General features: G+C 52.8%; 21 protein-coding genes. 6 read left to right on the top strand and 15 right to left on the bottom strand.

The genetic code is table 11. From position 1 onward, the window contains the following. Window positions 1-112: 112 nt before the first annotated feature. Window positions 113-595: a GNAT family N-acetyltransferase gene (locus tag FFV09_RS13885; protein ID WP_141448383.1), complete on the top strand. Its 483-nt coding sequence runs from the start codon at window positions 113-115 to the stop codon at window positions 593-595. Here FFV09_RS13885 and FFV09_RS13880 read toward each other — a convergent pair. Together FFV09_RS13880 and azlC are read right to left on the bottom strand one after the other, a co-directional pair. Next, the gene (locus tag FFV09_RS13880; protein WP_141448382.1) at window positions 592-918 is read right to left on the bottom strand and encodes a branched-chain amino acid transporter permease; all 327 of its coding nucleotides are present in this window, start codon (window positions 916-918) and stop codon (window positions 592-594) included. The genes FFV09_RS13885 and FFV09_RS13880 overlap by 4 nt on opposite strands. Further along, complete coding sequence (azlC, locus tag FFV09_RS13875; protein ID WP_141448381.1) at window positions 915-1,643, bottom strand: azaleucine resistance protein AzlC; 729 nt, start codon at window positions 1,641-1,643, stop codon at window positions 915-917. The genes FFV09_RS13880 and azlC overlap by 4 nt, the downstream gene beginning before the upstream one ends. 115 nt (window positions 1,644-1,758) lie before the next feature. Between azlC and FFV09_RS13870 the strand changes: the two genes are divergently transcribed. Beyond that, window positions 1,759-3,159, top strand: a complete 1,401-nt coding sequence (locus tag FFV09_RS13870) for an aminotransferase-like domain-containing protein (RefSeq protein ID WP_141448380.1) — start codon at window positions 1,759-1,761, stop codon at window positions 3,157-3,159. A 21-nt stretch (window positions 3,160-3,180) separates the two neighbouring features. On the opposite strand, the gene FFV09_RS13865 is transcribed toward FFV09_RS13870, so the two are convergent. From FFV09_RS13865 to FFV09_RS13820, 10 genes are all read right to left on the bottom strand, one after another. Continuing rightward, complete coding sequence (locus tag FFV09_RS13865; protein WP_141448379.1) at window positions 3,181-3,867, bottom strand: M15 family metallopeptidase; 687 nt, start codon at window positions 3,865-3,867, stop codon at window positions 3,181-3,183. Window positions 3,868-4,148: 281 nt separating this feature from the next. Next, complete coding sequence (locus tag FFV09_RS13860) at window positions 4,149-5,369, bottom strand: TraB/GumN family protein (RefSeq protein WP_141448378.1); 1,221 nt, start codon at window positions 5,367-5,369, stop codon at window positions 4,149-4,151. 287 nt (window positions 5,370-5,656) lie between these two features. Beyond that, window positions 5,657-6,532, bottom strand: coding sequence for a YitT family protein (locus tag FFV09_RS13855; protein WP_141448377.1), 876 nt, complete (start codon window positions 6,530-6,532; stop codon window positions 5,657-5,659). Window positions 6,533-6,655: 123 nt separating this feature from the next. Beyond that, window positions 6,656-7,060 carry a GNAT family N-acetyltransferase gene (locus tag FFV09_RS13850; RefSeq protein ID WP_170315031.1) on the bottom strand — a complete coding sequence of 135 codons (405 nt, stop codon included), beginning with the start codon at window positions 7,058-7,060 and terminating at the stop codon, window positions 6,656-6,658. Between the two features lie 624 nt (window positions 7,061-7,684). Then, window positions 7,685-8,062, bottom strand: a complete 378-nt coding sequence (locus FFV09_RS13845; RefSeq protein WP_141448376.1) for a hypothetical protein — start codon at window positions 8,060-8,062, stop codon at window positions 7,685-7,687. Window positions 8,063-8,079: 17 nt separating this feature from the next. Continuing rightward, window positions 8,080-8,394 carry a polymorphic toxin-type HINT domain-containing protein gene (locus FFV09_RS13840; RefSeq protein ID WP_246098340.1) on the bottom strand — a complete coding sequence of 105 codons (315 nt, stop codon included), beginning with the start codon at window positions 8,392-8,394 and terminating at the stop codon, window positions 8,080-8,082. Between the two features lie 352 nt (window positions 8,395-8,746). After that, complete coding sequence (locus FFV09_RS13835) at window positions 8,747-9,076, bottom strand: hypothetical protein (protein WP_141448374.1); 330 nt, start codon at window positions 9,074-9,076, stop codon at window positions 8,747-8,749. Between the two features lie 405 nt (window positions 9,077-9,481). Next, window positions 9,482-9,835, bottom strand: a complete 354-nt coding sequence (locus FFV09_RS13830) for a hypothetical protein (RefSeq protein ID WP_141448373.1) — start codon at window positions 9,833-9,835, stop codon at window positions 9,482-9,484. Window positions 9,836-9,856: 21 nt separating this feature from the next. Beyond that, window positions 9,857-16,279, bottom strand: coding sequence for a polymorphic toxin-type HINT domain-containing protein (locus FFV09_RS13825; protein WP_170315030.1), 6,423 nt, complete (start codon window positions 16,277-16,279; stop codon window positions 9,857-9,859). Window positions 16,280-16,363: 84 nt separating this feature from the next. Next, window positions 16,364-17,536, bottom strand: coding sequence for an RHS repeat domain-containing protein (locus FFV09_RS13820; RefSeq protein WP_246098567.1), 1,173 nt, complete (start codon window positions 17,534-17,536; stop codon window positions 16,364-16,366). 258 nt (window positions 17,537-17,794) lie between these two features. Here FFV09_RS13820 and FFV09_RS13815 point away from each other — a divergent pair, with 258 nt between their 5' ends. The 3 genes from FFV09_RS13815 to FFV09_RS13805 are packed head-to-tail and all read left to right on the top strand — an operon-like array spanning window position 17,795 to window position 21,826. Beyond that, window positions 17,795-19,768 carry a serine hydrolase domain-containing protein gene (locus FFV09_RS13815; RefSeq protein WP_170315029.1) on the top strand — a complete coding sequence of 658 codons (1,974 nt, stop codon included), beginning with the start codon at window positions 17,795-17,797 and terminating at the stop codon, window positions 19,766-19,768. A 22-nt stretch (window positions 19,769-19,790) separates the two neighbouring features. Continuing rightward, on the top strand, window positions 19,791-20,468 hold the full coding sequence (locus FFV09_RS13810; protein ID WP_141448370.1) for a response regulator transcription factor: 678 nt from the start codon (window positions 19,791-19,793) through the stop codon (window positions 20,466-20,468). Then, on the top strand, window positions 20,465-21,826 hold the full coding sequence (locus tag FFV09_RS13805) for a HAMP domain-containing sensor histidine kinase (protein ID WP_141448369.1): 1,362 nt from the start codon (window positions 20,465-20,467) through the stop codon (window positions 21,824-21,826). Before FFV09_RS13810 ends, FFV09_RS13805 begins: the two co-directional genes overlap by 4 nt. Window positions 21,827-21,896: 70 nt before the next feature. Here the strand turns inward: FFV09_RS13805 and FFV09_RS13800 are convergent, their stop codons facing one another. Further along, complete coding sequence (locus tag FFV09_RS13800; RefSeq protein WP_141448368.1) at window positions 21,897-22,514, bottom strand: NAD(P)-dependent oxidoreductase; 618 nt, start codon at window positions 22,512-22,514, stop codon at window positions 21,897-21,899. A gap of 198 nt (window positions 22,515-22,712) precedes the next feature. After that, window positions 22,713-23,936 (bottom strand): NADH:flavin oxidoreductase/NADH oxidase family protein, encoded by a 1,224-nt coding sequence (locus FFV09_RS13795; protein WP_141448367.1) that lies wholly within the window; start codon window positions 23,934-23,936, stop codon window positions 22,713-22,715. Between the two features lie 156 nt (window positions 23,937-24,092). Here FFV09_RS13795 and FFV09_RS13790 point away from each other — a divergent pair, with 156 nt between their 5' ends. Beyond that, on the top strand, window positions 24,093-24,686 hold the full coding sequence (locus tag FFV09_RS13790; RefSeq protein ID WP_141448366.1) for a TetR/AcrR family transcriptional regulator: 594 nt from the start codon (window positions 24,093-24,095) through the stop codon (window positions 24,684-24,686). 222 nt (window positions 24,687-24,908) lie between these two features. On the opposite strand, the gene FFV09_RS13785 is transcribed toward FFV09_RS13790, so the two are convergent. Continuing rightward, window positions 24,909-25,493, bottom strand: coding sequence for a TetR/AcrR family transcriptional regulator (locus FFV09_RS13785; protein ID WP_141448365.1), 585 nt, complete (start codon window positions 25,491-25,493; stop codon window positions 24,909-24,911). Window positions 25,494-25,534: the final 41 nt, after the last annotated feature.

Below are 25,534 nucleotides of genomic sequence, written 5' to 3'. Positions count from 1 at the left end.
CCTTTATAATTCAACCTAGTATCTTGTCAACTCTTGATCCGAACCTTTGGCGTTGACAAGGGACTAGCGTTTGCACGCATCCCAATCCAGCCCGAGAGGAAGAACAAGACCTATGCAATGGCATTTAAAATCGTTTGAACAACTGAGCGCAGACGAACTGTACCGGATTTTGGAGCAGCGGGTGAACGTCTTCATGCTGGAGCAGAACTGCCTCTATCCCGAGATCGACGGCAAAGACCTTCGCAGCTTCCATCTGTTCGCCGAGGAGAACGGACAAATCGCCGCTTACTGCCGCCTGCTTCCGCCGGGCGTCGCCTACGATCAGGCTTCGATCGGACGGGTGCTCGTCGGCGGCGATTTCCGCGGCCGCGGATTGGCCCAGGAGCTGATGACGCGCGCGATCGCTTTTCTGACCGAAGAACGCGGCGAGCGCGAGATCAAGATCCAGGCGCAGCATTATCTGGAGAAATTCTACGGCTCGCTCGGCTTCCGGCCGATCTCCGACGTGTATCCGGAAGACGGCATTCCGCATGTGGACATGCTGCTCGGCGGAACGGACGCGAACGATTGGAGCACCGGAAAACTCGAACGCTAGAGACGGATCAGGACCATGTACAGAATCGTGCCCGCCGCGATCGACAGGAACATGTTCTTTTTCCACACATGCAGCCAGACGACGACCGCGACGGACACCAATTCGGGAAGACCCCGGCTGCCGGCGAGCACGTTCACGTCTTTGAGGCTGTAGACGACCAACAGACCGATCGCCGCGGCGGGCAGCACCCGGCCGAGATATTGGATGTACGGCGGAGTCGGACGACCCGGCGGGAACAGCAGGAACGGGAGAAACCGCGTTGCCATCGTACCGAGCACGATCACGGCGATGACGACGATTTGCTGGCTTAACGTCATGCTCATGCCCGTCCTCCTTCTTCGGCTTCCGCCGCTTTGCGTTCCGAAGCTTTGCGCGTCAGCGTCAGCACGGCCAGAATCGCGATCATCGCCGGCACGATAAAGCGTTCGCCGCCGAACAGGATCAGGCTCGCCGCCGAGACGCCGATCCCGATGATCGCGCTGTGATGCACTTTTTGCTTCATCCACTGTTCCACGAAGATCACGACGAACAGCGCGGTCATGACGAATTCGAGGCCCGCCAGGTCGAAGCGCACGAACGAACCCAGCAGCCCTCCGACCGTCGCTCCGGCGACCCAGTACAGATGATTGAGCAGCGTCACGAAAAACAGGTACCAACCGCGGTCGATGTTCTGCGGAATGTTCGCCGAATAGTTGATCGAAAACGATTCGTCGCACATGCCGAAGATCAGGTACGGCTTTTTCCAGCCGGTCCCTTTATACTTTTCCAGCATCGACAAGCCGTAGAACAGATGCCTCGCATTGACCATCAGCGTCAGAAGCAGCGCCCCGAGCGGATTGAACGGTCCGAGCAGCAGGCCGACGGCCACGAACTCCATCGAACCGGCGAAAATAAGCAGGCTCATCAGAAACGTGTACCCGACGCCGAAGCCCGACACGTTCATGAACACGCCGTAGGCGATGCCCAGAAACGCGAATCCGGCCAGAATCGGCACCGTTACGGGAAAAGCCGCGCGGAACGCTTGAGACACTTTTGCTGAATCGTTCATTTCTTCCAATCCCTCTCTTCGCCTGTAAGCTTGTCCGTTTATTTTAGGGCCCACAATCCATACAATCAACGTTATAATTGTATGGATTACAATTTTGCGAGGTGCGAGGTGTGCCATGCCGATTAACTCTTTCGTCGACTACCCGATGTCGTGGCGGCCGGACCGTCACGAACTGACCCGCCCCATCTATCTGTCGCTGGCCCGGATGCTCGAACGCGATATCGCGGAAGGGTTTTTGCCGCCGGGCACCAAGCTGCCGCCGCAGCGGGAACTGGCCGATTTTCTCGACATCAACTTCACGACCGTCACCCGGGCCTACAAGACGTGCGAACTCAAGGGACTGCTGCACGCCGTCACGGGCAGCGGCACGTTCGTCTCGGCCAACGCGGCCCGCTCCGTCACGATCTCCCGGGACCGGGTACCCGTGGAATGTATCGATTTCGGCCTCGTCGCTTCGTTCGAGCAGAGCAATTTCATGGTCGCGGAAGCGGCCCGCTCCGTCGCGGCGCGCGCCGGGCTTGAGCGCTTCCTGAACTACGACGATCCCGCCGGCCTGCCCGGGCAAAAAGAAGCCGCGCTGCGCTGGATGCGTCCGCTCGGCATAAGCGCGAGTGCCGATCGGGTCGCGATCGTCTCCGGCGCCCAGAATGCGCTCGTCGTCACGCTGCTCGCCCTGTTCGAGCCGGGCAGCCGGATCGCCGTGGACACGTACACGTATTCCAACTTCATCGAACTGGCGAAGTCGCTTCGCATCAAGCTCGTGCCGGTGGCCGGCGACCGCAGCGGCATGCTGCCGGGCGAGCTTGAAGCGTGCTGCCGCGCGTTCGAGATCCAGGGCATCTTCCTCATGCCTTCCTGCTGCAATCCGACGTCCATTTTCGTGCCGAACGAACGCCGGCAGGCCTTGGCCGCGGTGATCGAAGCGCACGGGCTGCTCGTGATCGAAGACGATATCCACGCCGCGCTGCTGCTCGGCAGCACGGAAGAAGCCGGCCTCCCGATGTACAGCCTGCTGCCGGAGCAGACCGTATACATTTGCAGTACCAGCAAATCGATCTGCTCGGGCCTGCGCGTCGCCTATGCCGTGTTCGGCGAAGCGCTGCGCGAGAAGATGCTGCGCGCGGTCTATCACGTCAACGTCAAGACGTCTTCGCTCGACGTCGAAATCGTGACCGAACTGATCGATTCCGGCCGGGCACGCGATATCGTCGCATACAAAAAGTCGCTGGCGCGCGGCGCCAACGACTTGTTCGACCGATTTTTCCCGCAGTCGGATAAGCCGGGCCATCCGCTCGGCTTTTTCCGCTGGCTGCGCCTGCCGCGCCCCATGCACGCCGCGCGGCTCGAAAGCGACCTGCTCGCAGCCGGCGTCCGCGTATTCCATTCGGACCGGTTCCTCGCGGGAGCGGGCGCTTCCGGCGATTACCTGCGCATCGCGCTGTCGTCCACCGACTCGTTAGACGAGCTGGAACGCGGCCTGCGCATTCTGCGCGGCAATCTGCAAGGCGGCGCCTGATCAGGCCGTCGGTCGTTCACCTTAATTCGAGCTGCCGGCGTTCGGGGCCGGCTCCGGCGACTCGACAGCCGACCCCGGCGGGTATCTGCCGTTCTGAAGCTGGCGCAGCGTGTAGCCGAACGTGAGCTGAAGATGCGGATAGTCGCGGAAGTTGCTCCAATCCCCGCCCCATTCGAAGCCCATTTCTTTGGCGAGTTCGACCACTTCCATCCAGTCGGAACGGCCGTTGCCGCTGCGGTCCAGCTCCATGTCCCACACGATCCGGCCCGAACCGTCGCGCAGCGCGAAGTCGATCGCCAGTCCGAAATTGTGGTACGACTGGCCGCCGCGCGCGTTCGTGACGATATTCCCCGGCTTGTCCCTTCCCTGCCGGAACAGCTCGTCCTGCTCGTCGATGCCGCGAAAATCGGACGTGATCACGACGTCGATACCGCGGTCCGCCGCCAGGCGGATCAGCCGCTCGGACTTCTCGCGAATCTCGGGATGCAGCGCGATGATCCGGCCGCCGCTCTCGCTGCGCTCGACGCCCGGCACTTCCGGCACGTAGCCGAAATAAGATAGCGCTTTCCAGCCGGCGGCCAGCAGACAGAGCAGCAGAGCGAGCGTCAGCCAGCCTCGCCAGCCGGACTTTCGGCGGCGCTTGGCCGGGCGCGGGCGGACAGGGGAGGGCGGCTTGGGAGGCGGTGTCGGTGGGTTCGCGGGCGGCATGGATCGTCTCCTTCGTCGGCTGATAGGATCGCTTGGCGTCGTGTTACTCTGTCTCCATTCTACCCGGAACCTTCCGCGCATTGCCAGCCGGGGCGTTTCGAAGCGGCGGCCGCGCAGCGAATCCGGCCGGATCAGGCACCCTTACGCCAAGCCGTAAGCGACCGCCAAATAGCCGTTGTCTCCCGGCAGGGAGATCACGGCTATTTGGCGTCTTGAAGGTTTTCCTTCTTTTTTCTTATACATCCGATGATTTGCTGCCTTTTGGGCTGTCTTTTTACTGACTATTTGCGCGTAATCTTGTAGCCTTTGTCTTCCAGCAGCTTGAGTACTCCGTCTTTGCCCAGATAATGCGCGGCGCCGACGACGATAAAGTATTCTTCGGCTTTGCCGCTCTTGAGGTAACCTTCGATCTTGTCCGCCATGCCGACGTTGCGGTCGGTCAGCAGCGCTTTGTAATACTCTGGATCTTGAGCGACTCTGTTCGTAAGTTCGAGCAGCGCTTTTTCGTTGCCGCTTTTCCACATTTCGGCCATTTCGTTCGTGCTGTCTTCGATCGAATCGAAGTTGTCGATTACGCTCTTGAGGTTCTTCTCCTGAACTTTATCGGACAGGCCGTTGAACATGCCCAGCTGCGATTCGTACGATTCCAGTTCAATCACCGGAATTTTCTTCTTGACCGCCTGCTGGATAAAGTACAGATCGACGCCCGCTCCGGCTTCGTAACCGGCTTCACTGGACTTGAGGCTGCCAAGCGTCGTCTCCACGACCCACGGCTTGAACTTGTCGAGCGCGTTCGCCTGAAGTCCGTTCGCTTTCAGCAGCTTGCCGAGTTCCTTGTACGTAGCGGCCGAGATATGATCTTTGAGCGTCGTGCCGTCTTTGTACGTGCCCATATCGAGAATCATCTTCTGCTGGTCTTCGCCCGCTGCCTGGCTGAGGTCGATCTCGACGCCCAGATAGTCCGCTTCGGCAAACGCCTGCTCGAACTCTTTGCGCAGCGGATAGAAGCTGTCGTCGGCGATATGCATCGAACCGACAAGGTAGACGGTCGTCGGACCGTTCTGTACTTCCCACAGGAAGCCGCGTGCCGCCTGGCCGGTCGCCTGCGAGACGAGCAGCACCGTGTTCGTCTTGCGGTCCCAGCGGACGTCGTATCCGGCCACTTCGGCCAGGGCGCGCAGCGAGACGAACGGAATGCCGTCGATCAGCTTCGACTTCGCTTCGAGCGTGACGACTTTGCCGTTGACGGTCACGCGCACGGTGCCGTTCTTGTTGTCTTTGAGCTTGATCCCGAGTGCCTGCGTCGTGAGATCGACCGGAACGAGCGTCGTGCCTTTTTGGACCAGTGCTTCGCCGGCCGCATAATCGATCTTTTTGCCGTTCAGGTTGACGGACGTCTGCGCGAATCCTTCGGGCGGAGCCGCGGCAAAAGCCGGCACGGCCGAGGCCATCAGGCCGACGGAGACGGTCAGGGAGAGGAGCATGTTTTTCCACGGTTTCATTGGCGTTGGGTTCTCCTTAGAATGGAAGATTTGGGGTAGGCTGTTGTTCTGGATGTGTGCTTACTATCCGTTACCCATATAAACACCAAGCAGAAGCTTTACGTTACGAAAATACGTAATTTTCGCCAATTGCGCGGCAAAAAGCCTTTCTCCGAAAAAATTCGGAGAAAGGCTTTTCCCATGCGACGGTGAATCGGTCTGCGCACGGCTCTGCGGAATGCTGCGCCATGAAGTAAACAGGTCGGAACCTGTCGGCTTGGCGAATGTCTTTTTTAGCGAATCTCTGTTTAGTGAATGTCTTTTTTCTTGAAATTGCCGCCCCGGACTTCCGCCACGTCGTACACGACGACAAAAGCGTTGGGATCGATCTCGTGAATGATCTCTTTGATCTTGCTCTCTTCCATCCGGTTGATGACGCACGTGATCTCCTTGAACTGCTCGTTGGAGTAGCCGCCGTACGCGTCCGAATACGTGGCGCCGCGTCCGAGGCGATCCCGGATGGTCTCGACCATGACTTCCGGCTGGTTCGTGATGATCTTGAACGTCTTCGAGCCGCTCAGACCTTCTTCGACGATATGGATCACTTTGGAAGCGATAAAGTAAGCAAGCGCCGACAGAATCGCCCCTTGCAGGCCGAACACGAACGAGACGACGACGAACACGAATGTGTTCAGGAACAGGATCAGGTCGCTCGTACCAAAAGGCAGTTTGCGGGACAGCAGCACGGCCAGCATGTCGATGCCGTCGAGCGCCCCGCCGTTGCGCAGCGCAAGGCCCATGCCCGTACCGATAATGATGCCGCCCACTACGGTGACGAGCAGCGTGTCGCCCTGAATGATCGTCGGCACGTGGTGCATCAGGCTTGCGCTGATCGCGAGCGCCGCGATGCCGACGATCGAATACAGCGCGAAGCTTTTGCCGATCTGCTTGTAGCCGAGCCAGACGAACGGAATATTGATGATCGCGATCAGCAGGCCCAGCGGGATACCGAACAGCTGCGAACCGACGATGCTCAGACCCGTCACGCCGCCGTCCGACACCTGGTTCGGAATCAGGACCGCTTCCAGACCGTAGGCGGTCAGCACTGCGCCAATCACGATCAGCAGCACCCTGGAGAAAATTTTGAGCGACTTGGCCGATTTCTTCGTTCTCTCTTTTTCCATACCTTGCCCCCTCCATGAAAATAAAAAAACACTAAAATACAGTCTATACCAGTTGCGGCGTTCGGGGCAAATGACAACGGGGCGGCTTCGCCTCTCCGGCGAACCGCCCCGCTCCCGTTCTTTTCAGCAAAACCGCTCCATCACCACGTACTCCTGACCGCCTTTGCGGTACACGACGTTCGTTCGGACGAGGCCGAATTTTTCGTAAAACGGAATTTTGTTCGTTCTTGCGTTGCAGCAAATATGCTTGGCGCCTTTGCGCTTCGCTTCCCCCAGCACCGCGTTCAGCAGCCGGCTGCCGTAGCCCTGGTTCTGCCGCTCGCTGAGCGTGGCGAACTTGCGAAACTGCGCGTCTTTTCCCTGTATGAACAACGACACCGCCGAGACCAATTCCCTGCCTTCGAACAATCCGTAATGAATGCCTTCGTCGTCGTCCGGCAGCTTGATATAATCGAATTCTTCCTCCGGCCACATCACCGCATGCCGCAGCTCCCACGCTTGTTCTTTGGTAATTACTTTGACTCCCACTTCAAATCAAACCTCTCATTCGCAAAAATACATAAATTCAAACCAAAAACGGGCCTCATCGCCTTACCCTGCTCTTACGGATCGGAAGGCGGCCGGTTTCATCCTGCATTGTACCACTTGTTAGGAAAATGTGAGAGGGGTGGAATGTAAAATTTTCGAGCCGGACGTTCTCCGTAAATAGGAATTCCCCTATGAAAAGACGGTCGGGATCAGCGAATCTCAAGTCGATCGTCCATAAGGTCAACAGCAAGATCGCCGAACGCTTCGAAAAACTCTTCCGGCTCCCCTTTTCGCCAAGTATCCGCATAGACCTTAAAAGTTTACCTGGCCCGCTCAAACGAGTTATGGGTGCGCAAAAAAGCTTTTAGAGATATCGTATCCAAACTTGATCCCTCTCTTTCTTGAAAGTGGCTGGGGAGATATTAAATTTCTTTGATTTGTTTTATGTACGTTTGATATTGATAATAGGTGCGTACAGGCATAATTAGAAGAATAGAATACGGGGGTGATGAGGGTTAAGTTCTTTTGGATGTTGCTGCCCGATTCATTCGGCACTGGGTGGGGGGTGTAAAAGAAAGACCTTAGGGCTTAATCCCAAGGTCGCTTATTTAAGCATATGAAATTTTAGTTTAAATCAAGTATTTCATCGTTGCTTTTCTTAATTTCATCAAGCATTTTGTTCATACTAGACATATCGAAGATCCCATCTCTATCTCCCAAAAGAAAATAAACCTTTAACCAGTACGCATCACTCTCTGCGAATGCTTCAACAGCAGTCCGAACATTTTCTTCCGTTAGACTCCTTACCATAATATGGGGTGGCGAAGGGGGGATATAATCAATCTCTTCTTTATCCATGTAACGGTAATGATTTTGGGGCGTAGACACAACTATTACATAAGAAATGCCATCCTCGAGAGTTACAATTACATCAATATTATCATTGTAAATGTCCTCTATTTTATCTAACGAAGTCGGGTATTGTATATTCATTATTCTCATAAATTCTCACCACCAATTCATTTGTATAAATCTGTAATTCTATCGGCCTTTTGAAGTTTGTCGCCCACTTGAAGCTCATCTGCGAAGACCCATCCTTTGCCTTCGACCCAAAACGGGTGATTATCAGTCGTCTCGATGACCTGCTCCCCAACCTGTAACTTAATAATATCATCACGTTGGTTGCGGTATAAAGCAGTAACTTCCTTGTAAGCCAATTCTCCATCCGGGTTATTTTCATCCTTCGAGAGAACCTTATCTCCGACTTCAATGTCTTCGATATTCTTCTCCTCTTCGTCTGTTTGAACTTTGGTTCCAGAGATGTCAAATGCCACTTCGGAACGAACATGTAGAATGTCCGTTGCGTTATCTCCAATTGAAGGAAGTCCAGTACACCTTCGTAAAGTCCACTACTATGTGGTCAATTGATCCTTTTACGCCTTCCATGTTCAGCTCCCACCGGAAATTTTTCAACGAATTTCTGTCTATAATTAGAGGACGATGTAAGGTTAAAGCGTTACTTAGGTCATAAAATTCAAGCATTACATGTGCGTACAGGCATATTAGGGGAATATCATACGGGGGTGATAAGGGTTAAGTTCTTATGGACGTAGTCGCCCGATTCATTCGGCACTGGGTGGGGGTAAAAGAAAGACCCTGAGGATTGCCGCCCTCAAGGTCTCAAACTTATTGAATAACTACATAAAACAAGAACGCTTTTTTGCTATCAGTTGAAGAGAGTAGGTAGTATACGAATGAATCTTTTTTATCTTCCCTCACATAGAATGTCGATTTATACTCTATAAACCGTACTAATGAGGCGAATATGGTTTTTGCCGTATTTAAATTAAACTCTTTTAATTTAATCACAATATTATACTGACCATCATCATATTTAACAGAAAAGTCTGCGATATTATCCTGTCTTTCAAAGAAGTCCGTTGTCTCTGACCAAATCCCTATCTCATATTCAGTATTTAGATTCTTTGAAAATTCTAATAATATATCCTTATTCATCTCTTCTTATCAACTCCAATGATCATGTTAAGGTTTAGGAATATACACGCCCCCTGAAGCAGGGGAATGGACAGATATAATTCCTCCACTTTCGTTGATTACAACCTTATTGCCCCGAGCATCTTTATATTCCCATGTTTTCCGCCCTTGGTCATCAACCTTACTTTTCCTATTCTTTTGCACGTTCTGCACCATGTTCACTAAATGAATGACCTCCTGGTGTCTTGTCACCTGTTTTAATAATACAATGTGCGTACAGGCATAATCAGAGGAATAGGATACGGGGGTGATGAGGGTTAAGTTCTTTCAAGATGTGCCGCCCGATTCATTTGGCCCTGGGTGGAGGTAAAAGAAAGACCTTGAGGAATATTGCCCCAAGGTCTTTTTTGAATAGCGAAATGGAAATCAATCTTGATTTGCTCTTTTCATGAATTCATCATACGCTTCTTGTACTTTTTTTACACATATCTCTTTCCATAGACCCTTTAAATCATTGATTTGAGTCTCTTTTGCATTTGGTGGTAACATCTCTCCCCCAAGCCCTATACACGATTCACCATCAGGAACTTCTCCGTCGTCATCTGAATAAGCTATTTCATTTGGTGCGTAAGTATAAGCAACATGCTTACATTTATTTTCCAAGCAATGATATCCGGGATTCCCAACATTTCTTTTACAATAACTTGGAGCACCTTCATTAGCATCTTCATCAGAAAAGCTACAAAACACTTCTAATATCACATGGGTAAATGTCGACAATTCGCACCTCCTGAATTTCCATCACTTCCTATAATGTTTGATAGTGACCTCGACTATAGTGATGACTCCATCTTTTTCAGTGTAGATAATTCTGCCCTGTCCACGACCTTTACCTATACCTTTGATATCAGCTGCCCATGTTCCATCAAGTAACCTGTGAACCTTGAGTCCACTTGTATTACCCGATGCTAAACCTTGTACTGCCTTATCAAATGCTTCCTTCTGCTCTTTCGGCAAACCGTCAATTTTTCGTGTCGCATTCTTTGACTCGACAACTGATTTCCAAGAGCAATTTGTATTATGAACCCAAAAATCCAAATTTGTCACATAATACGTATGATATTCAGCCACCGTAAAGTTATAAACTGTAACTGGTTTATCCAGTTTAATAAATTCAACCTTATCAATCGTCAGGTTGCTTCCGTCAGCTTTTTGGAGTTTGTCGCCCATTTGAAGCTCATCTGCGAAGACCCATCCTTTGCCTTCGACCCAAAACGGATGATTATCAGTCGTCTCGATGACCTGCTCCCCAACATGTAACTTAATAATATCATCACGTTGGTTGCGGTATAAAGCAGTAACTTCCTTGTAAGCTAATTCTCCATCCGGATTATTTTCATCCTTCGAGAGAACCTTATCTCCGACTTCAATGTCTTCGATATTCTTCTCCTCTTCGTCTGTTTGAACTTTGGTTCCAGCAGTAAAACAATTGCAAGCTGCTTTTGAAGCTTTCAAAGCATCCCCGGTCAATTTAAACTCTTTACTTACTATGGCTCCTTGCTTCGTGCTTAAAGTTAAAATCAACTTTCCTTCTTGAATGACTTTTCCCACAGGAAGCAGTCCTGCTATAGCCAGAGCTTGGGCCAATGCAGAAGAATTTTTGTCTCGAAGCGTATTTACATTATCCAAGATCAAAAAATTAATGACGCTGCCTACAGGTCCGCTCCATCCTTTCCATGGATCGCTTGCAGAATATTTGTTACCGGGAAACCCGACCCAACCCGATCCTTCTTCGTGCCTATGCCCTGTGGGATCGGTATATTTTAAGGGGTTGTTCACAACGTAGGCATACAAATTTAGACTCAGAGGATTTGTCAGTTCTCCTTCAAACGTATCCTCATTAATAAATCGGCCCGTAGACGGATCGTACCAACGGGCTCTCAAATATTGCAGACCCGTAGTATCGTCCCATAGTTCGCCTGAATAACGGAAAGGATTGTGTACTTTTTCTTCTTTGGATAAAATATTGCCCCAAATATCGTATTTGTACTGATTGAGCAGCACTCCCTGCTCATTACGCAGCTCGGTAATATCCCCATGGCCGTTAGTTTCCACATAAGCTTTGCTACCATCTGCATATTGAATAGCTTCAAGTTGAGCCCCGCGGATGTAGTTCGCTTTTAATGTTGGAGTTCCGTTATAGACGTCGGCTTCAGCAATGATTTGCGCACCATCGTCATAATAATAACGTGTTGTCTTGCCATTCTCTGCCCGCTCGACGAGCAGATTGTCGCCATTGTATTTGTAGCTCACTTGAATGCCGTTTTTCGAGACAGTAGCCAAGCGATTCTTCGCATCGTAGGCGTAATCGCTGGCGGATACGTCCAAGTCGGCCTTGCTGGACAGAGTCAACCGATTCCCCTGCCGGTCATACGTATATTCTTCTTGGCTAACTGTGGAAGTAAGAACCCGATCCAGTTGATCGTAAGAGAACTTATCGGTCGCATCTCCCTGTACGCGATCTACAATATTCTTGTTCTCGTCATAGCCATACGTATAATTAGTTAACTTCTCCTGATTTCTAACCTGATTCAGGCCAACCAGGTCCAGGCCTCGATACGTCGGCAGCGTCTGAACTCCGTTTTGGGAATTGACTTCGTGTGTCAACCCGTTGCGTTTGTAGCTGTACTGGGTATCCGGAACATTTGGCGATGTCCCTACAGAGGTCAAGCGGTTCATCTTATCATGTCCATAATATACCTTTGTCCCGAAAGGTCCCGTCATTGAAGTACGTCTGCCACTGACGTCGTATTCGAAGCTCGTCTGCAAGCCATCCGGATAGACGATTTTCTTTAATTGTTCGGTAGCTTCGTTATACGCATAAGTCGTCGTACCGTTCTGATCGATCATGCTTGTCCGCTTGCCGATCCGGTCTACTGTGAAGCGAACGGTTTCGTCCGGGCTCACCTGGGCGATCAAGCTTCCGCGCGCATCGTATTTATACGTGAACGTATTGCCGTTCCGATCGACAAAACGATCCGGCGTACCATCCGGGTTGTAATAACTTTTTGTCGCATTCCCCGATTTATCCGTGGTCTGAATACGACGTCCGATCTCATCGAAGCGATTTCGTTTGACATTCCCGGCTGCGTCCGTCGTCTGAACAAGATTGCCCAACATGTCGTAGTGATGACGAGTCTGCTCGCCATTTGCTTCGCTCACTAGGGTCAGCTGTCCTTGACTGTCATAAAGGAACGACGTGGTCTGTCCCTTACCGTCCGTCTCTGTCAGTACGTTTCCGCCAATCGAATCATACGTCTTTTTTTGCAGGACATTCAGTTGGCTTTCCTGTGACGCTCTTTCCTGAACCTGAACGATCTGGCCCCAACGGTTCGCCGTTTGAACTTTGGCATAACCTTCCGGATCTGTTGTGGTTACGGTGCGGGCTGCATCATTGTATTTGACCGTTGTTGCCGAACTATCCGCTCCGGTCGTCGAGACAACGCGGCTCCATGCATCGTAGTCCAATCGTGTTCGGTTCCCCAGCGCATCTTCGTTCCAAATCGGGCGGCCATACGGGTCATACCCGACACGTAAGACTACTACATATTGATCCCCTTGGTAATAACCGGTCTCAATTTGCTGGCCAAGCGCGTTCCATTTCATAACTCGCTTCTGCCCGTTCTCATCCGTGACCGTAATCCGATTGCCGATATCATCATAGGACGCGAGCAAAATGCTGTTATCCGGCTGTGTCACTTGAATGGTTCGGCCAAGAAGATCATATCCGTAAAGGGTAGACCGTCCGGATGCATCAACGGAACTGCTCAAATCCCCGGTTGCAAGCTGGTAAGCTGACGACGTTGTAATCGTGCTCTTATTCCCATCCGCGTCAGTTACTGCGGTACTTACCTGAGTTGGAAAGGCCTGCTGATACATAGGATCGTATTGAACGGTTGTGGTACGATCTTGAGTTCCGTTCTTCAGACGCTGCGTGAGTAAATTACCGAATGCATCGTAGGTATAGTCCGCTTGATTCACCATTTCGCCGCTGCTGCTATTTTGGCGGCTTACGATTTGCGTGACGTCACCTTGCGCATTATAAGTTAGGCTGCTCACTTGTTTGTTGTTCTGATCTACGGTTTCTGTCGAACTCGTCAACCAATGCTTGGTAGCATCATAGGTAGCTGCCATCGTCTTCCCGTTCGGCTCGGTCCGGGACGTGACATTGCCGTAATCGTCGTACTGGCTAGTTGTAGTAAAAGTATCATTGGTCTGGTTGTCCGTCATGGTCACCGTAGTTGGCGTGGCTGCAGCGTAATTCCGACCGTTGACTGTCTTCCCATACGTGTAGCTTGTCGTTTGCGTCTTGCCTTCGGCGCTTACGGTCGTGCGATCCAGATAATAAGCTGCCGGCGTGTCTGCATTAAGGACTTCTTTGCGGTACGTATACTGCGTCTCCGTCAGTCCGTTGCGAAGGGTCGATCCCAAAGTCATCTTCTGTCCGAAGCTCACACCCAGGTCCGACGTATAACTTACCGTCTGCCGATTATAGTCTTCGGTCGTTCCGTTCTCGTACGTTAACTGATCTTTACGAGCCCATACGCGATAAGCTTCGTTCGACGAGTCGGCTCCAATATAGCGCTTTACCGGAACGTTTTCATATTCGTAAAAGGTTTTGGCTCCCGTTTGGTGCTGAACAGACGTCAACAACGCATACGGGTTGCCAACCGCACGTTCGGGGCTAAAGCCCAGCAAGTTAAATTTGGCATCTGCAAGCTTATAAGAATAAGTAGTCTTGCGTCCCAGAGGATCAATGACCGAATCGAGAAGTTCGACTCCGTTTTGGGTTTTCTTTTGATACGTGACCGTCCGATCGTTCTGCTTGATCGTTACCGCCGAAGGCGTATACTCGATCTGAATCGTGTTACCGACCGCATCTTTCACCTGGGTAAGAAGTTTGCTCTGGTATGCCGCATTTTGCTCATAATAGAATTGAATATCGTTTTGGCGGGAATCCGACAGAAGCAGCAATCGCCCGTCTGCCGTATAGTATTGCTTCGACAGACCGTCTGCTGAGGTTATCACTTGCTGGGAAGTCTCTTCGTTGACCGTTACCGACGTATCCGGAGTTACGGTAGTTCCTTCCCAGTCGGTGCCCTTGAGCGTAGTGCCTACAATTTCATATCGACTTCCATCCGCAACGACGGCGAATGATTTCCCGTTCTCTTTTTCGATGTAGGGAAGCTTCCAAGACCACCCTTTTCCGAGAGGTGCGCGTTTCTCGCTCGCCGTAGGCAGGGTTCTATTGTAATAGGTAATGTCCTTAGCGCTGCCTGCTTGATACGCTTTTATTTCTGCAACGGGTTTGTTGGCAAAGTAATATTTATACCCATTGTCGGCTCTAAAAAATCGGCCGGAATTGGAGTTAACAAATGTTCTCATCTCATTGGCCGCTGACCATTCTCCGCCATCGGTAGCCAATGTTGCCGCTTCCGGACTGCCTTCCGTAATCTGGATCTCTACCCAAGGCAATTCATTTACGTTGTATGCTTTACGCTCCCTGTACCCTTTGCCCATATCTACCCAGTCACCAAATCTTCGCGATGAGTAAGCTCCCGGTTTGGTTACTGTTCCTGTATACAACTGGGAATAGCTGCGCGTATCCGACGCCGGAATGTGCACGGAACCGTCATAAGTGGCGACCCATTTCTTGGTACATTGATAGTTTTTGCTTGCCCGATTCGGTGAAGGACAAGACTTCGTATTGATGACCGAAGAACGATTCAATGTAACGGTGTGTCCCTGTATCATCGTTGTTTTCGTTTGCGAACAAGGGCTGTCCGACCCGGTTTGCACCCAATTTCCTCTAGCGTCGTATTTGCCCTCAATACTGTTGGTACACGTTTGTTGTGAAGCCGCAATCGTTTGTGCAGGTCTATATTCACCGGATACCACTTGAGCATTTCCTGATCTGGTCAATGTACCGCTAAACTCGTTTGCATTGTAGAACAGGCTTGAAGAAAAATTGTTTTGATTATTATATTGCATTTTTTGAACCAAAACCGATTGCGGACTAGTGTAATATACAATCCGTTGATCGGCTACTTGCTTAGCTTCAGCTTCCGTTTTATACGTACCTTTATGGATCGTCTTTTGCTCTACGATCGCGGTTTGGTCATCCGATATACCATCCCCGTTCCGATCCCACTCCATCCACTCATTTTCCGTATATTTAACGTGGTACACGGGGATTTGCTTTCTTTTGACGGCATTGTAAGTAACGAAATATTGATAAATCGGATACTCGTAAGTGTTATAACCTACGTCCATATCGTAAAACTGAGAAGAGCTGGAATTATATTGCCGCTCCAGCGAGAACGCCATTCCTCCTCGTCCAGGCAGGGCAGCATCGGCATGCTCCAGAATAAGACCCCCGCTAAGGGTCGATATCGTTTCCCCGTTTTCGCCTACCTTATAGGGAGCTTCATTAAAAGATTTCCGGCTAAAGACAGGCGCTTTTTCGGAGATATGTTTACCGGGATCCGATACACTCGCAAACGTGGAAAAAGAACGAACAGCCGTCGTCTCTGGATCTTCGCTTGCTTCGACCTGCTCTTCATCTGTCTTTTTAGGGTCTTCGGATTTATCCGTCGATTGCGGATTTCCTGCACTCTCTTCCGGGTCATCCTTGTCAGTTTTAGCAGGTGTTTCTTCATGCTGATTTTCCGGGGCAGGCCCGGGTTTCTCTTCGGCATCAGGTTCAACCTCACCCGGCTTTTTGCCGACTTCCGAATAAACCTCTTCCGTTACGGTAAAGGTCTCATGGCGCTGCATGATTCCCGATTGGTCTGCTTCGGTACTGGTCATGGGCGCTTTAAGCTCAATAATCGGATCTTTATACACTTCGCTCGTTACGCTCGCGGATTCATTGACTTCTTTGGGACGAATGGCAAGCAAAGCTTCATCGAACGATACGGCGCTTTCTTTTACTTTATAAAAGGCCGCTGATAACTCGTTAAGATTATATCCTTGATCCAGGTAACCTTGAATAAACGTCTCCGTAGTGCCGAAGTAATCAATGAGAATTTGAAGGGTCTCAGGCGAGGCGCTCTGTTCCGTTCCTTCGGCGTATGCAGTCGAAGGCGCTGTATTCCCTAACATTCCTGCGAGCAGAGCTACGATCATTATGAGGGATAGGCTTTTCTTAATTTTTGATTTCAAAAGGGGGCTCTCCATTTCAAAAGTATAATGAATTTCTGTTAATTAAAATTTTCAGGAAATTTATTATTCATATGATTCCTTGCTTTATTTTGCGATTTCGACCTTCACTTTTTGTTCTAGCTTATGGACACTACCGTCCTTGTGATGAATATATACGCTGAGCTTGTGCAGTCCAGGGTTCAAACTATCAATCTTACTTCCCATATCGACCGTCAATTTAAACCCTGCATTATGATTACCGTACTCCGGATGATTAAAGTAAGTGATTTCGTCGTTCAATCCATATGCAGATTGACCTAGGAATAGAGCATTGTCCGCGACATAATCAACTCTGCTAACTTCTTTTTGGCTCAGGTACCAACCTTTAAAGACCAATTTAATTCCTTTCATAGGCATCGAATAACCGTTGTCGCTGTAGAAGCTATAAGTGTTTGTACTCGTGATCCCACCTATGTTGGGCAGTACGGCTGGTTTGTCCGGCTCTGGAATCGGCGCCTCAACTAATTCTTCAACCGTCTTATGGAGCACATTCCCGTTAGAATCATAGGTGTAACGTATTTTTGCTTTTCCTGTAGTCACAAGGGTTAGGCGTCCATTCGCATCGTAAGTATATTTGTATTTACTCGGAATATTGGGATCAGGGGTACCCTTTTTAAAGACGACGAAACTGGCTTTTTTGACTTCCAAGACATTGTTAGAACTGCGAGCTCCCGCCACAATCAGTTGAACTCTTACGGTCGACGTATTAGCAGGCGTTTTTCCCGTTTGGGGCTGCGCGTTCATTGTGGCATCTTGAAGTTTAACGCGATCAATGATTTTCTTGTCGGCATCCAGAAATAGTGCTTCCCAATAAAGGTCGGCCTTACTGCCGAGCGAAGTATGCCAAGCCTTCCAACTGTACAGTTGATTGCCCATTACTTTTGCTTCCTGTATCAGACGTACTTGTTCAGCTTCTTTTAGTCCAAGCGTAATCAATTGTTGTCTGCCCATTTTCAATTTATCATTCGCAACGGCAAGTGCAGAGCCTGGCGTATCCTGTTCCAGTATCCAGTTCTCCGCCATATCGCTGCCCGACGTAAAAATGGAGAAATCTCCGTTTTTCAATAATTCTCCATAAGTCTGAACTTCGGTAAAAGGACTGTCTTCCGATGCCTCCTGTACGGTTTCCGGGTGTACACTGCTCGCTGCCGTAGTAGTTGCTCCGAAGCTGCCGACCAATATTGTTGTACTTAACAGAAAAATATTTCTTTTAGACACTCTCAAGACCTTTAACCTCCTCTATTTCTATAATATAGGACATTTTCATTTTGAATTATAACATAGCTAGCAACGAATATATATAAAATTATTTTCAATTTTAAACATTTAATTAATATCCATGCTAAGACCTCCACTCCTGACCCAATCCCAAAAATTCCGTTTTGTTAACCTCCTATTCACATTCCCCTGCTACGCTCTAGACCTGTTAGGCGGGTGCGATCCCATCTGAACGATCAAGAGGAGGCGGAAGGAATCATGGTCTTATTTTCGAAAAAAAAGCGGGTCGTCGGGTTGGCGCTGGTGGCGGTGCTGGGACTCGGGGCCGGAGCGGGGCTGATGCTGCATGGGAGACCGGCGCAGGCGCAGACCGGGAGTAAGCAGGCCGAGCCGCCGAAAGCCAGGGTCGAAATCCCGGCCATGCTTGAGGATACGGCAGGTCTGGCGGAGTTTGTGCAGGAGAGGATGGACGAGCAGATGAAGCGCCTGCGCATTCCGGGAGCGGTGATCGCCATCGTCAAGGACGGCAGGATTCTTCTGAGCCAAGGGTATGGACAGGCGGATCTGGAACAAGATCTTCCGGTCGACGCGGCGACGAGCATGTTCCGAATCGCTTCGACGACCAAGCTGTTCACCTGGACCGCGGTGATGCAGCTCGTCGAACAAGGGAAGATCGATCTCGACGCGGACGTCAACACGTACCTTCGTTCCGTGACGATTCCCGCCACGTATCCCGAACCGGTCACCATGCGCCATTTGATGACGCATACCGCGGGATTCGAAGAAGGCGGCGTCGGCTACCAGATCACGACGGACCCGGCGGCGCTGCCCGGTTCCATCGCGGAGACGCTGAACCGGCACAAGCTCGCGCGAATTCGGCCGCCCGGCGAGATGAGTGCCTACTCGAATTACGGAGCCGCGCTTGCGGGGCTGATCGTGGAAGAAGTCAGCGGGATGCCTTACGACGATTATATTCGCAAGCATCTGTTCGAACCGCTGGACATGGATCATTCGACGGTCGCGGAACCGCTGCCGGCTGCTTTTCTCCCTTACGGGGTCGTCGGGTACGCAGCCGGGAACGGCCGCTTCACGCGCGGCGTCCCTACCTTCGAAGGCGGCTTTCGGCCTGCCGGCTCGGGCACCGTGTCCGCGGTCGACATGGCGCATTTCATGCTTGCGCATCTGGAGAACGGAAAATACGGCGACCGCCAGATCCTGAAGCCGGAGACGGCAGCCTTGATGCACGCCACGGCTTTTCAATTCGACAAGCGCCTGCCGGGCGTTACCCTCGGATTCTCGGAGAAAATGATCAACGGCGTCTCTTTGATTGCGCACGGCGGCTCCGATCCGCTGTTCAATACGGAATTGTATCTCGCGCCGGCCGAACGGCTGGGCATTTTCTTGTCCTATAACGGCGGTCCGGGCAGCGAAGCCGCGGCCGAGCTGGTGCAGGACTTGTTCGACCGGTATCATCCCGCCTCGGAAGCTGCCCCGGCCGAAGTGTACGCATCCGCGGAGTCCGTGCGCAAATATGCCGGTGCCTACCGCTTTACGCGCCGCAACGCGAGCGACATCGACAAGTTTTTTAACTTTTTTGCCCAGTTGAATATCGCCGCGGCAGGCAATACGTTATCCTTGGGGAGCGGCAGCGAGCGGCAGTCGTACCGGGAGGTCGGTCCGAACCTGTTCCGGCTTGAAGGCGGGTCGAACCTGATCGGCTTCCGCACGAATCCGTCCGGCCAGGTCACGCATATGATGCTGGACATCGCCCCGGACATGCCGCTGGAGCGTACGCCGCTGCTCGATCGGAGCGGATTTTGGCTGATCGTCGTCGGAGCGTCGGCCCTGATCTTCCTGACGGCACTGCCGGGTCCTCTTCTGTTTCGAAAAAAATTCAAAGCGATGACGCCGGCGCAAAAACGAAATATTCGCTTATCGGCGGGCACTTCGGCTTGGGCGCTCTTGTCGGTCTTCGCCATGTTCGCGATCGTGATGTCCATGGACGTCATGCAAAAGCTCGGCGGGATCAGTCCCCTGCTCGTTCTCGGTCTGGCGATGCCGCTTGTTACGGCGGGCTTGACCGCGGCGCTGTCGGTAGCGACGATCCGGGTATGGCGCAGCAAAGATTGGAAGGTGTGGAAACGGGTGCATTACACGTTAGTGACGCTTTCGGCTGTCGGGGTCGTGTGCTTCTTCCATTATTGGAATCTGCTCGGCTGGCAGTTCGGATGACGTCGCGGAGAGAAGGTTGAACGTGGCGACTATACTGATCGCGGATGACGACGACAATATTCGGAAGCTGATGTCGCTATACCTGCGCCAGGCCGGGTATGGCCTCGAACAAGCCGGAGACGGCACGCAGGCTTTGTCCATCGTGGAGAACGGCCGGATCGATCTGGTCATTCTCGATATTCGAATGCCGGGGTTGGACGGCTGGGAGCTGTGCCGGGCCATCCGGCGGTCCGATGCCAATCTGCCGCTCCTCATGGTGACGGCCAAAGCGGAATCCGCCCATAAAATCAAAGGGTTTCAGCTCGGCACCGACGATTACCTGACCAAGCCGTTCGATCCGGCGGAACTGGTCCTGCGGGTCAAAGCGCTGCTCAAGCGTTCGCTGGTCGTCACGTCCCAATCCGTGGAGATCGGCAGCGTGACGCTGAACCGCCGGACTTTTCAGGCGACGCGCGGCGGAGCGGCGGTCACGCTGCCGTTAAAAGAATTCGATCTCCTGTTTCTGCTGGCCAGCCATCCGAGGCAGATCTTCACCCGGGAGCAGCTGATCCGGCAAATCTGGGGTCTGGATTACGCGGGAGACGGCCGGACGGTGGACGTGCATATCAGCCGGCTGAGAGAGAAGTTCGGCGGCCGCGACGAGCCTTTTCGGATCGAGACCGCCCGCGGCCTCGGCTACCGGCTGATCCCCGAACCATGATCAAGACGTTGTATGTTCGCGTGATTCTCACGTTTCTCGGCATTATCCTGTTCAGTCTGACCTGTTCTTTTGTTATCGGCCTGCATGTGTTCCAGAGCGGGTTCCGGCAGGAAGGACAACGCGACATGATCGCGGTCGGCCGGGAGATCATGCACCGGTATGAAGAAGCCGCGCCTGCCGATCCGGACGAATTCCTGAGCGGGATGGTGATCGTCTCGGCGCATCCGATCCAGCTGTACGGTCCGTCCGGCGAACGGGCGTTTTACGGTCTGCCGGATCAACCGGCCGCTACGATCCCTTCCGAAGCGGTCCGGCAGGTGCTGCTGGGGCAGACCTATCGTTCCGGCGCGGCAGACGCGGATACGTTCGTCGGCATGCCGGTTACGCTCAACGGAGAAGCGCGGGCGATGTTCCTGCAGTATTCGGCCGAAAACGAACAGATCGTCAACCGGATGATGCTGTTCGTGCTGCTGCTCGTGCTCGTGCTGGGCAGCGCCTGCATCGTTGCGGCCGCCCGGTATGTGGTGGAGCCGATCAAGGCGTTGACGAGCGCTACCCGAAAAATGACCCGCGGCGATTTTGACGTGGAGCTGGCCGTGAACCGCACCGACGAGCTCGGGGAGCTGACGCAGAGCTATACGGAGATGGCGCGGGGACTCAAGCGTCTTGAGCAGATGCGGCAGGACTTCGTCTCCGATGTGTCGCACGAGATCCAGACGCCGCTGACTTCCATTTCCGGCTTTGCCAAAGCGCTGCGCAGCCCCGATTGGATGGCCGAAGAAGAACGCCGCGATTATGTGGAGATTATTATCGCGGAGAGCGAGCGCCTGTCGCGGCTGAGCGACAATTTGCTGAAGCTGGCTTCGCTCGATTCCGAGCAGCACCCTTTTGCCGCGGTCGAATTCCGGCTCGACGAGCAGATCCGCATGATCGCCGTGACCTGCGAACCGCAGTGGTCCGCCCGCAGCCTTGAGATCGAGCTGGAACTGCCCGAAGCGGTCCTTATCGTCGGGGACGAAGACCAGCTGCAGCAGGTCTGGATGAACCTGATCGGCAACAGCATCAAGTTCACGCCCGAAGGCGGACGCATCGCGGTCCGTATCGACCGACGCGCGGCCGAGATCGTCGTCACCGTCCGCGATACCGGCATAGGGATCGCTCCGGAAGAGTTTGACGCCGTCTTCCGACGCTTCTATACGCTGGACAAGCCGCAGCACGGAAGCCCCAAGGGAAACGGTCTCGGACTGGCCATCGTGCAAAAAATCGTCTCGCTGCATCAAGGCCGCATCGAGCTGGGCGGCGCGGCCGAAGCGGGCTCGACGATTGTCGTCACGCTGCCCGCATGCCGGAACGAATAAGATTCGCAGCAAGGGGCTGTCCCAAAAGCCGGAATTCCGGCTTGGGACAGCCCCTTGTCGACTTCGGTCTTCAGTAAGCGATGCCTACCCTCGCCTGCACGTGCCGAAGATCGCCGATTTGGCCGTACGTGAATTCGGCCGTGTCGAAGATCGATATTTCGGTCCCGCCTTCGGGCAAATAGTCGCGCTGCGTCCGATATTTGCCGACGTATTCGCCGTCCGGCAAATACGTCGGACAGACGATCGTCCAGTCCAGCGTCGACGCTTGCAGCAGCGTATAGACGCGATGATGCTCCTCCGCCGCCCGGGTCAGGCGGCGCCTGGATTCGTTCGACTGGTAGCGCAGCAGCTCCGGCTCCGTGCGGCTTTGCAGGATACCGGCCGTACCCACCGTCACGATGCGCCGAACGTCAAATTCTCGCATCGCTTCGATGATGAGCGGCATACTGTCGCTGAGCGTCGTCGTTTTGTCCGTGTTCAGCGCGCTGATTATGGCATCCTGCCCTTCGACGGCCCGCCGAACGTCCGCGGCGTTACACGCATTTCCTTCATGGACCGTCAGTCCTTCGCAGGCTTGAACTTTACCCGGATCGCGTACCAGCACCGTCACTTCATGTCCGTCTCTTAACGCATGATTGACGATCAAGCTGCCGACGCGCCCCGTTGCACCTAATATGAGAATACGCATACGTTCGTTCCCCTCCCTCGTCAAGATCGTGCGTACTGAACAGCACGCTCACTCCTTTTCGTTCAACCGTTCATTTGATTTGCCGTACAAAAAAGACTATCCATCGAAATGAATGATCTCTATCGATCCTTCTTATGCTCTATGTTAAACCAAATCGCGATCAGCCCCAAGCGGATGTTATGGTTCGGTCTGCTCTTCTCAATTCGAACGACGCGGCGAGAGAGCCGCGATTCCCTGCCGGCGCACCATGTGCAGCAGCGGGTCCCAGGCGTTCCGGTGCAGCTTCACGGCTTTGCCCTGCGCGATGCGCCGCATCTGCTGCTCGTAATAACTCAGTCCGATCATTGCGCCGAATTGTCGGTCCAGCGACGGGAACCCGGTCGTCAGGCGCTGCGTCGTAACCGTCTCGTACCGGCCCTCCATGATTTGATTCGGTATATCCGGGATCAAGGCAAGCGGACGCGCGATGCCGATCATCGAGGTCTTCCCCGCCGCCAGCGCTTCCTCCATGCCGAGTTTCGACCGGAAGCCGCCCGTCACCGCGATCGGTACATGGACGATCGAGGCCATACGCTCCGCATACTTCAGGAAAAACACTTCGCCGTCGTCCTCGGCGGACATTTTCGGATTTTCATAGTTGCCGCCGGAAATCTCGATCAGGTCGATTCCGCGCTCCGCCATCGCCTTGACCACTTCTTCCGAATCTTGTTCCGTAAACCCGCCTTCCTTAAAATCCGCAGAGTTAAGCTTCAAACCGATCGGGAACCCCGCTCCCAACACGCGGCGCATTTCGTCGTAAATCTCGATCAGGAATCGCATCCGGTTCTCCGCACTGCCGCCGTATTCGTCATTTCTTCGATTATCCGCAGGCGATAAAAACTGGTTGACCAGATAACCGTGCGCGCCGTGGATCTGAACGCCCGTGAATCCGGCTTCTTGGGCGATCCGCGCCGTCTCGGCGAAGCGCTTCACGATGCCTTTTACCTCCGCGTTCGTCAGTTCTCGCGGAGTGTTGAAAGCGCGGCCGTAGCTGCCTCCTATCGGAACGGCACTTGGCGCGACGGGCTGCTTGGACATCGTTCGCGGCGACTGCTTGCCCGGGTGATTGATCTGCATCCACAGATGCGCGCCGCCCCGCGTTCCCGCCTGCGCCCATCGCTTGAGCCCGTCCATATCGCGCCGATCTTCCACCACCACGTTCCCCGGCTCTCCGAGCGCGCCGCGATCCACCATCACATTGCCCGTCACAACGATTCCCGTTCCGCCTTCAGCCCATTTTCGGTACAGCTCGACATGCAGGCGGTTGGGCGAATTGGAACGATCCGCCATCGCTTCACTCATCGCCGATTTCAAAAACCGGTTTCGGATCACGGCTCCGCTCGGCAACGTTAGCGGCTGCGCAACTTTTAATAAGGGATTCATGGCCTCTGCTCCTTTTATACAAACGTAAACATTTGGACACTTGTCAAGATCCTATGCTCATGATAAACTTGCTCCCGACCTTCGGCAAGATTCAGATCCGTGCAAATGTCCGGATTTGGACAGATCGCGAAATATGCAAAAAAAGGAGGATGCCCCGTGAAGCGAGATTGGACGAAAAAAACGACCCGCGGCGCGAAGCGGACGCTGGATGCTTTTACCGCGGCCATGTTGGACGCGCTCACCGGAAAATCGTTCGAGCAAATTACCGTGAACGAATTATGCGAGAACGCCAATTACCCGCGCGCCACCTTTTACAACTACTTCGACGATAAATACGATCTGCTGCACTACATCTGGCATTGCCTGAATCAGCAGATCCGGCTGGAACAATACGAAGAATCGGAGCCCGAGCAGCGGTTGTTCGTATTATTCGATCGGGCCTATGATTTTATCGACGCGCATCAAGGCACCCTGAACCGGATCGTCAAGCACAATACCAAAGAGAGCTTTTTGCTGTTCCATTTCCGCGTTCAGTTAAGCGCCCGGGTACGGGAAATGTTCGATCCCAGCATTTGCCGCTACCGGGATCAGATTCCGCACGAGATCATTGCCGATCATTATTGCAACACGGCTCTTCTGGTACTCGAATGGCGATTTTTGCACGGCAACGATTGCTCCAAAGCGGACACGCTGCGTTATTTGGAACATCTGCTGGGGGATTTGAACGCGAGGTCGCTGAATGAAGCCTAAGCGCAGCGACGACGAAAAGGGACGCTTCCGAAAAAATCGGAAACGTCCCTTTTTAATAAAAGCCGGTTTGCTTTCGCGGACCGAACGTCCTGTTCCCGAGCCGCTGCGTCGAACCGATTCGTCAGGAGACGAATTCGCGAGAAGCGCCCGTCATGCGTACGGTTTGATCTATGGCGATTTCTCGGCACTTTCAAGAACGATAATTCTAGTATGCTCAAAAAATCAGCTTGGTTGAGTCAGAAACCGGATCGCCATGTTCATGATGCGAACCAGCTTTTCCGTATCGACCGTGGTTCGTCCCATCGCCCGGATCCCGATCGACAAAGCTTGAAGATATTCGGCCGCTTCCTTAGGCTCGCACCCGGAAGAAAATTCTCCCGTCTGCTGTCCCCAAACGATAATCCGTTCGAACATTTCCTCGGTCGAAGCCAAAGAACGCATAGATTTGATATTGATTTCGGCGTCGCGCGCGGCCAATTCCGTCATCGAATTGACGATCATGCAGCCGGACGGCGAATGATCCTGCTCGGCAATCATAAATCGGAACACGGCCCGCATCGCTTCCGTCGCCGTCTCGGATTGTTTGACTTCCTGGGTAAGCCTCGTTTCGACTTTGCCGATATACCGATCCATCGCTTGCAAAAACAGCGAATGTTTGTCGCCGAACGTGTCGTACAGACTTCGTCGATGAATGCCCATATGTTCGACGAGATCGCTCATCGACGTCTTCTCGTAACCTTGCTCCCAAAAAAGGATCATGGCTTTATCCAATACTTCGTGAATCTCGAACTCTTTGCTTCTGGCCATCCATATCCCCCTCCCCAAATCAATGTATCATATCGGGAAAG

The sequence above is a fragment of the Saccharibacillus brassicae genome (assembly GCF_006542275.1).
Taxonomy (GTDB): domain Bacteria; phylum Bacillota; class Bacilli; order Paenibacillales; family Paenibacillaceae; genus Saccharibacillus; species Saccharibacillus brassicae.
The sequence above is the reverse complement of the archived record's forward strand: the minus strand, read 5'-3'. Positions and strand labels throughout refer to the sequence as shown.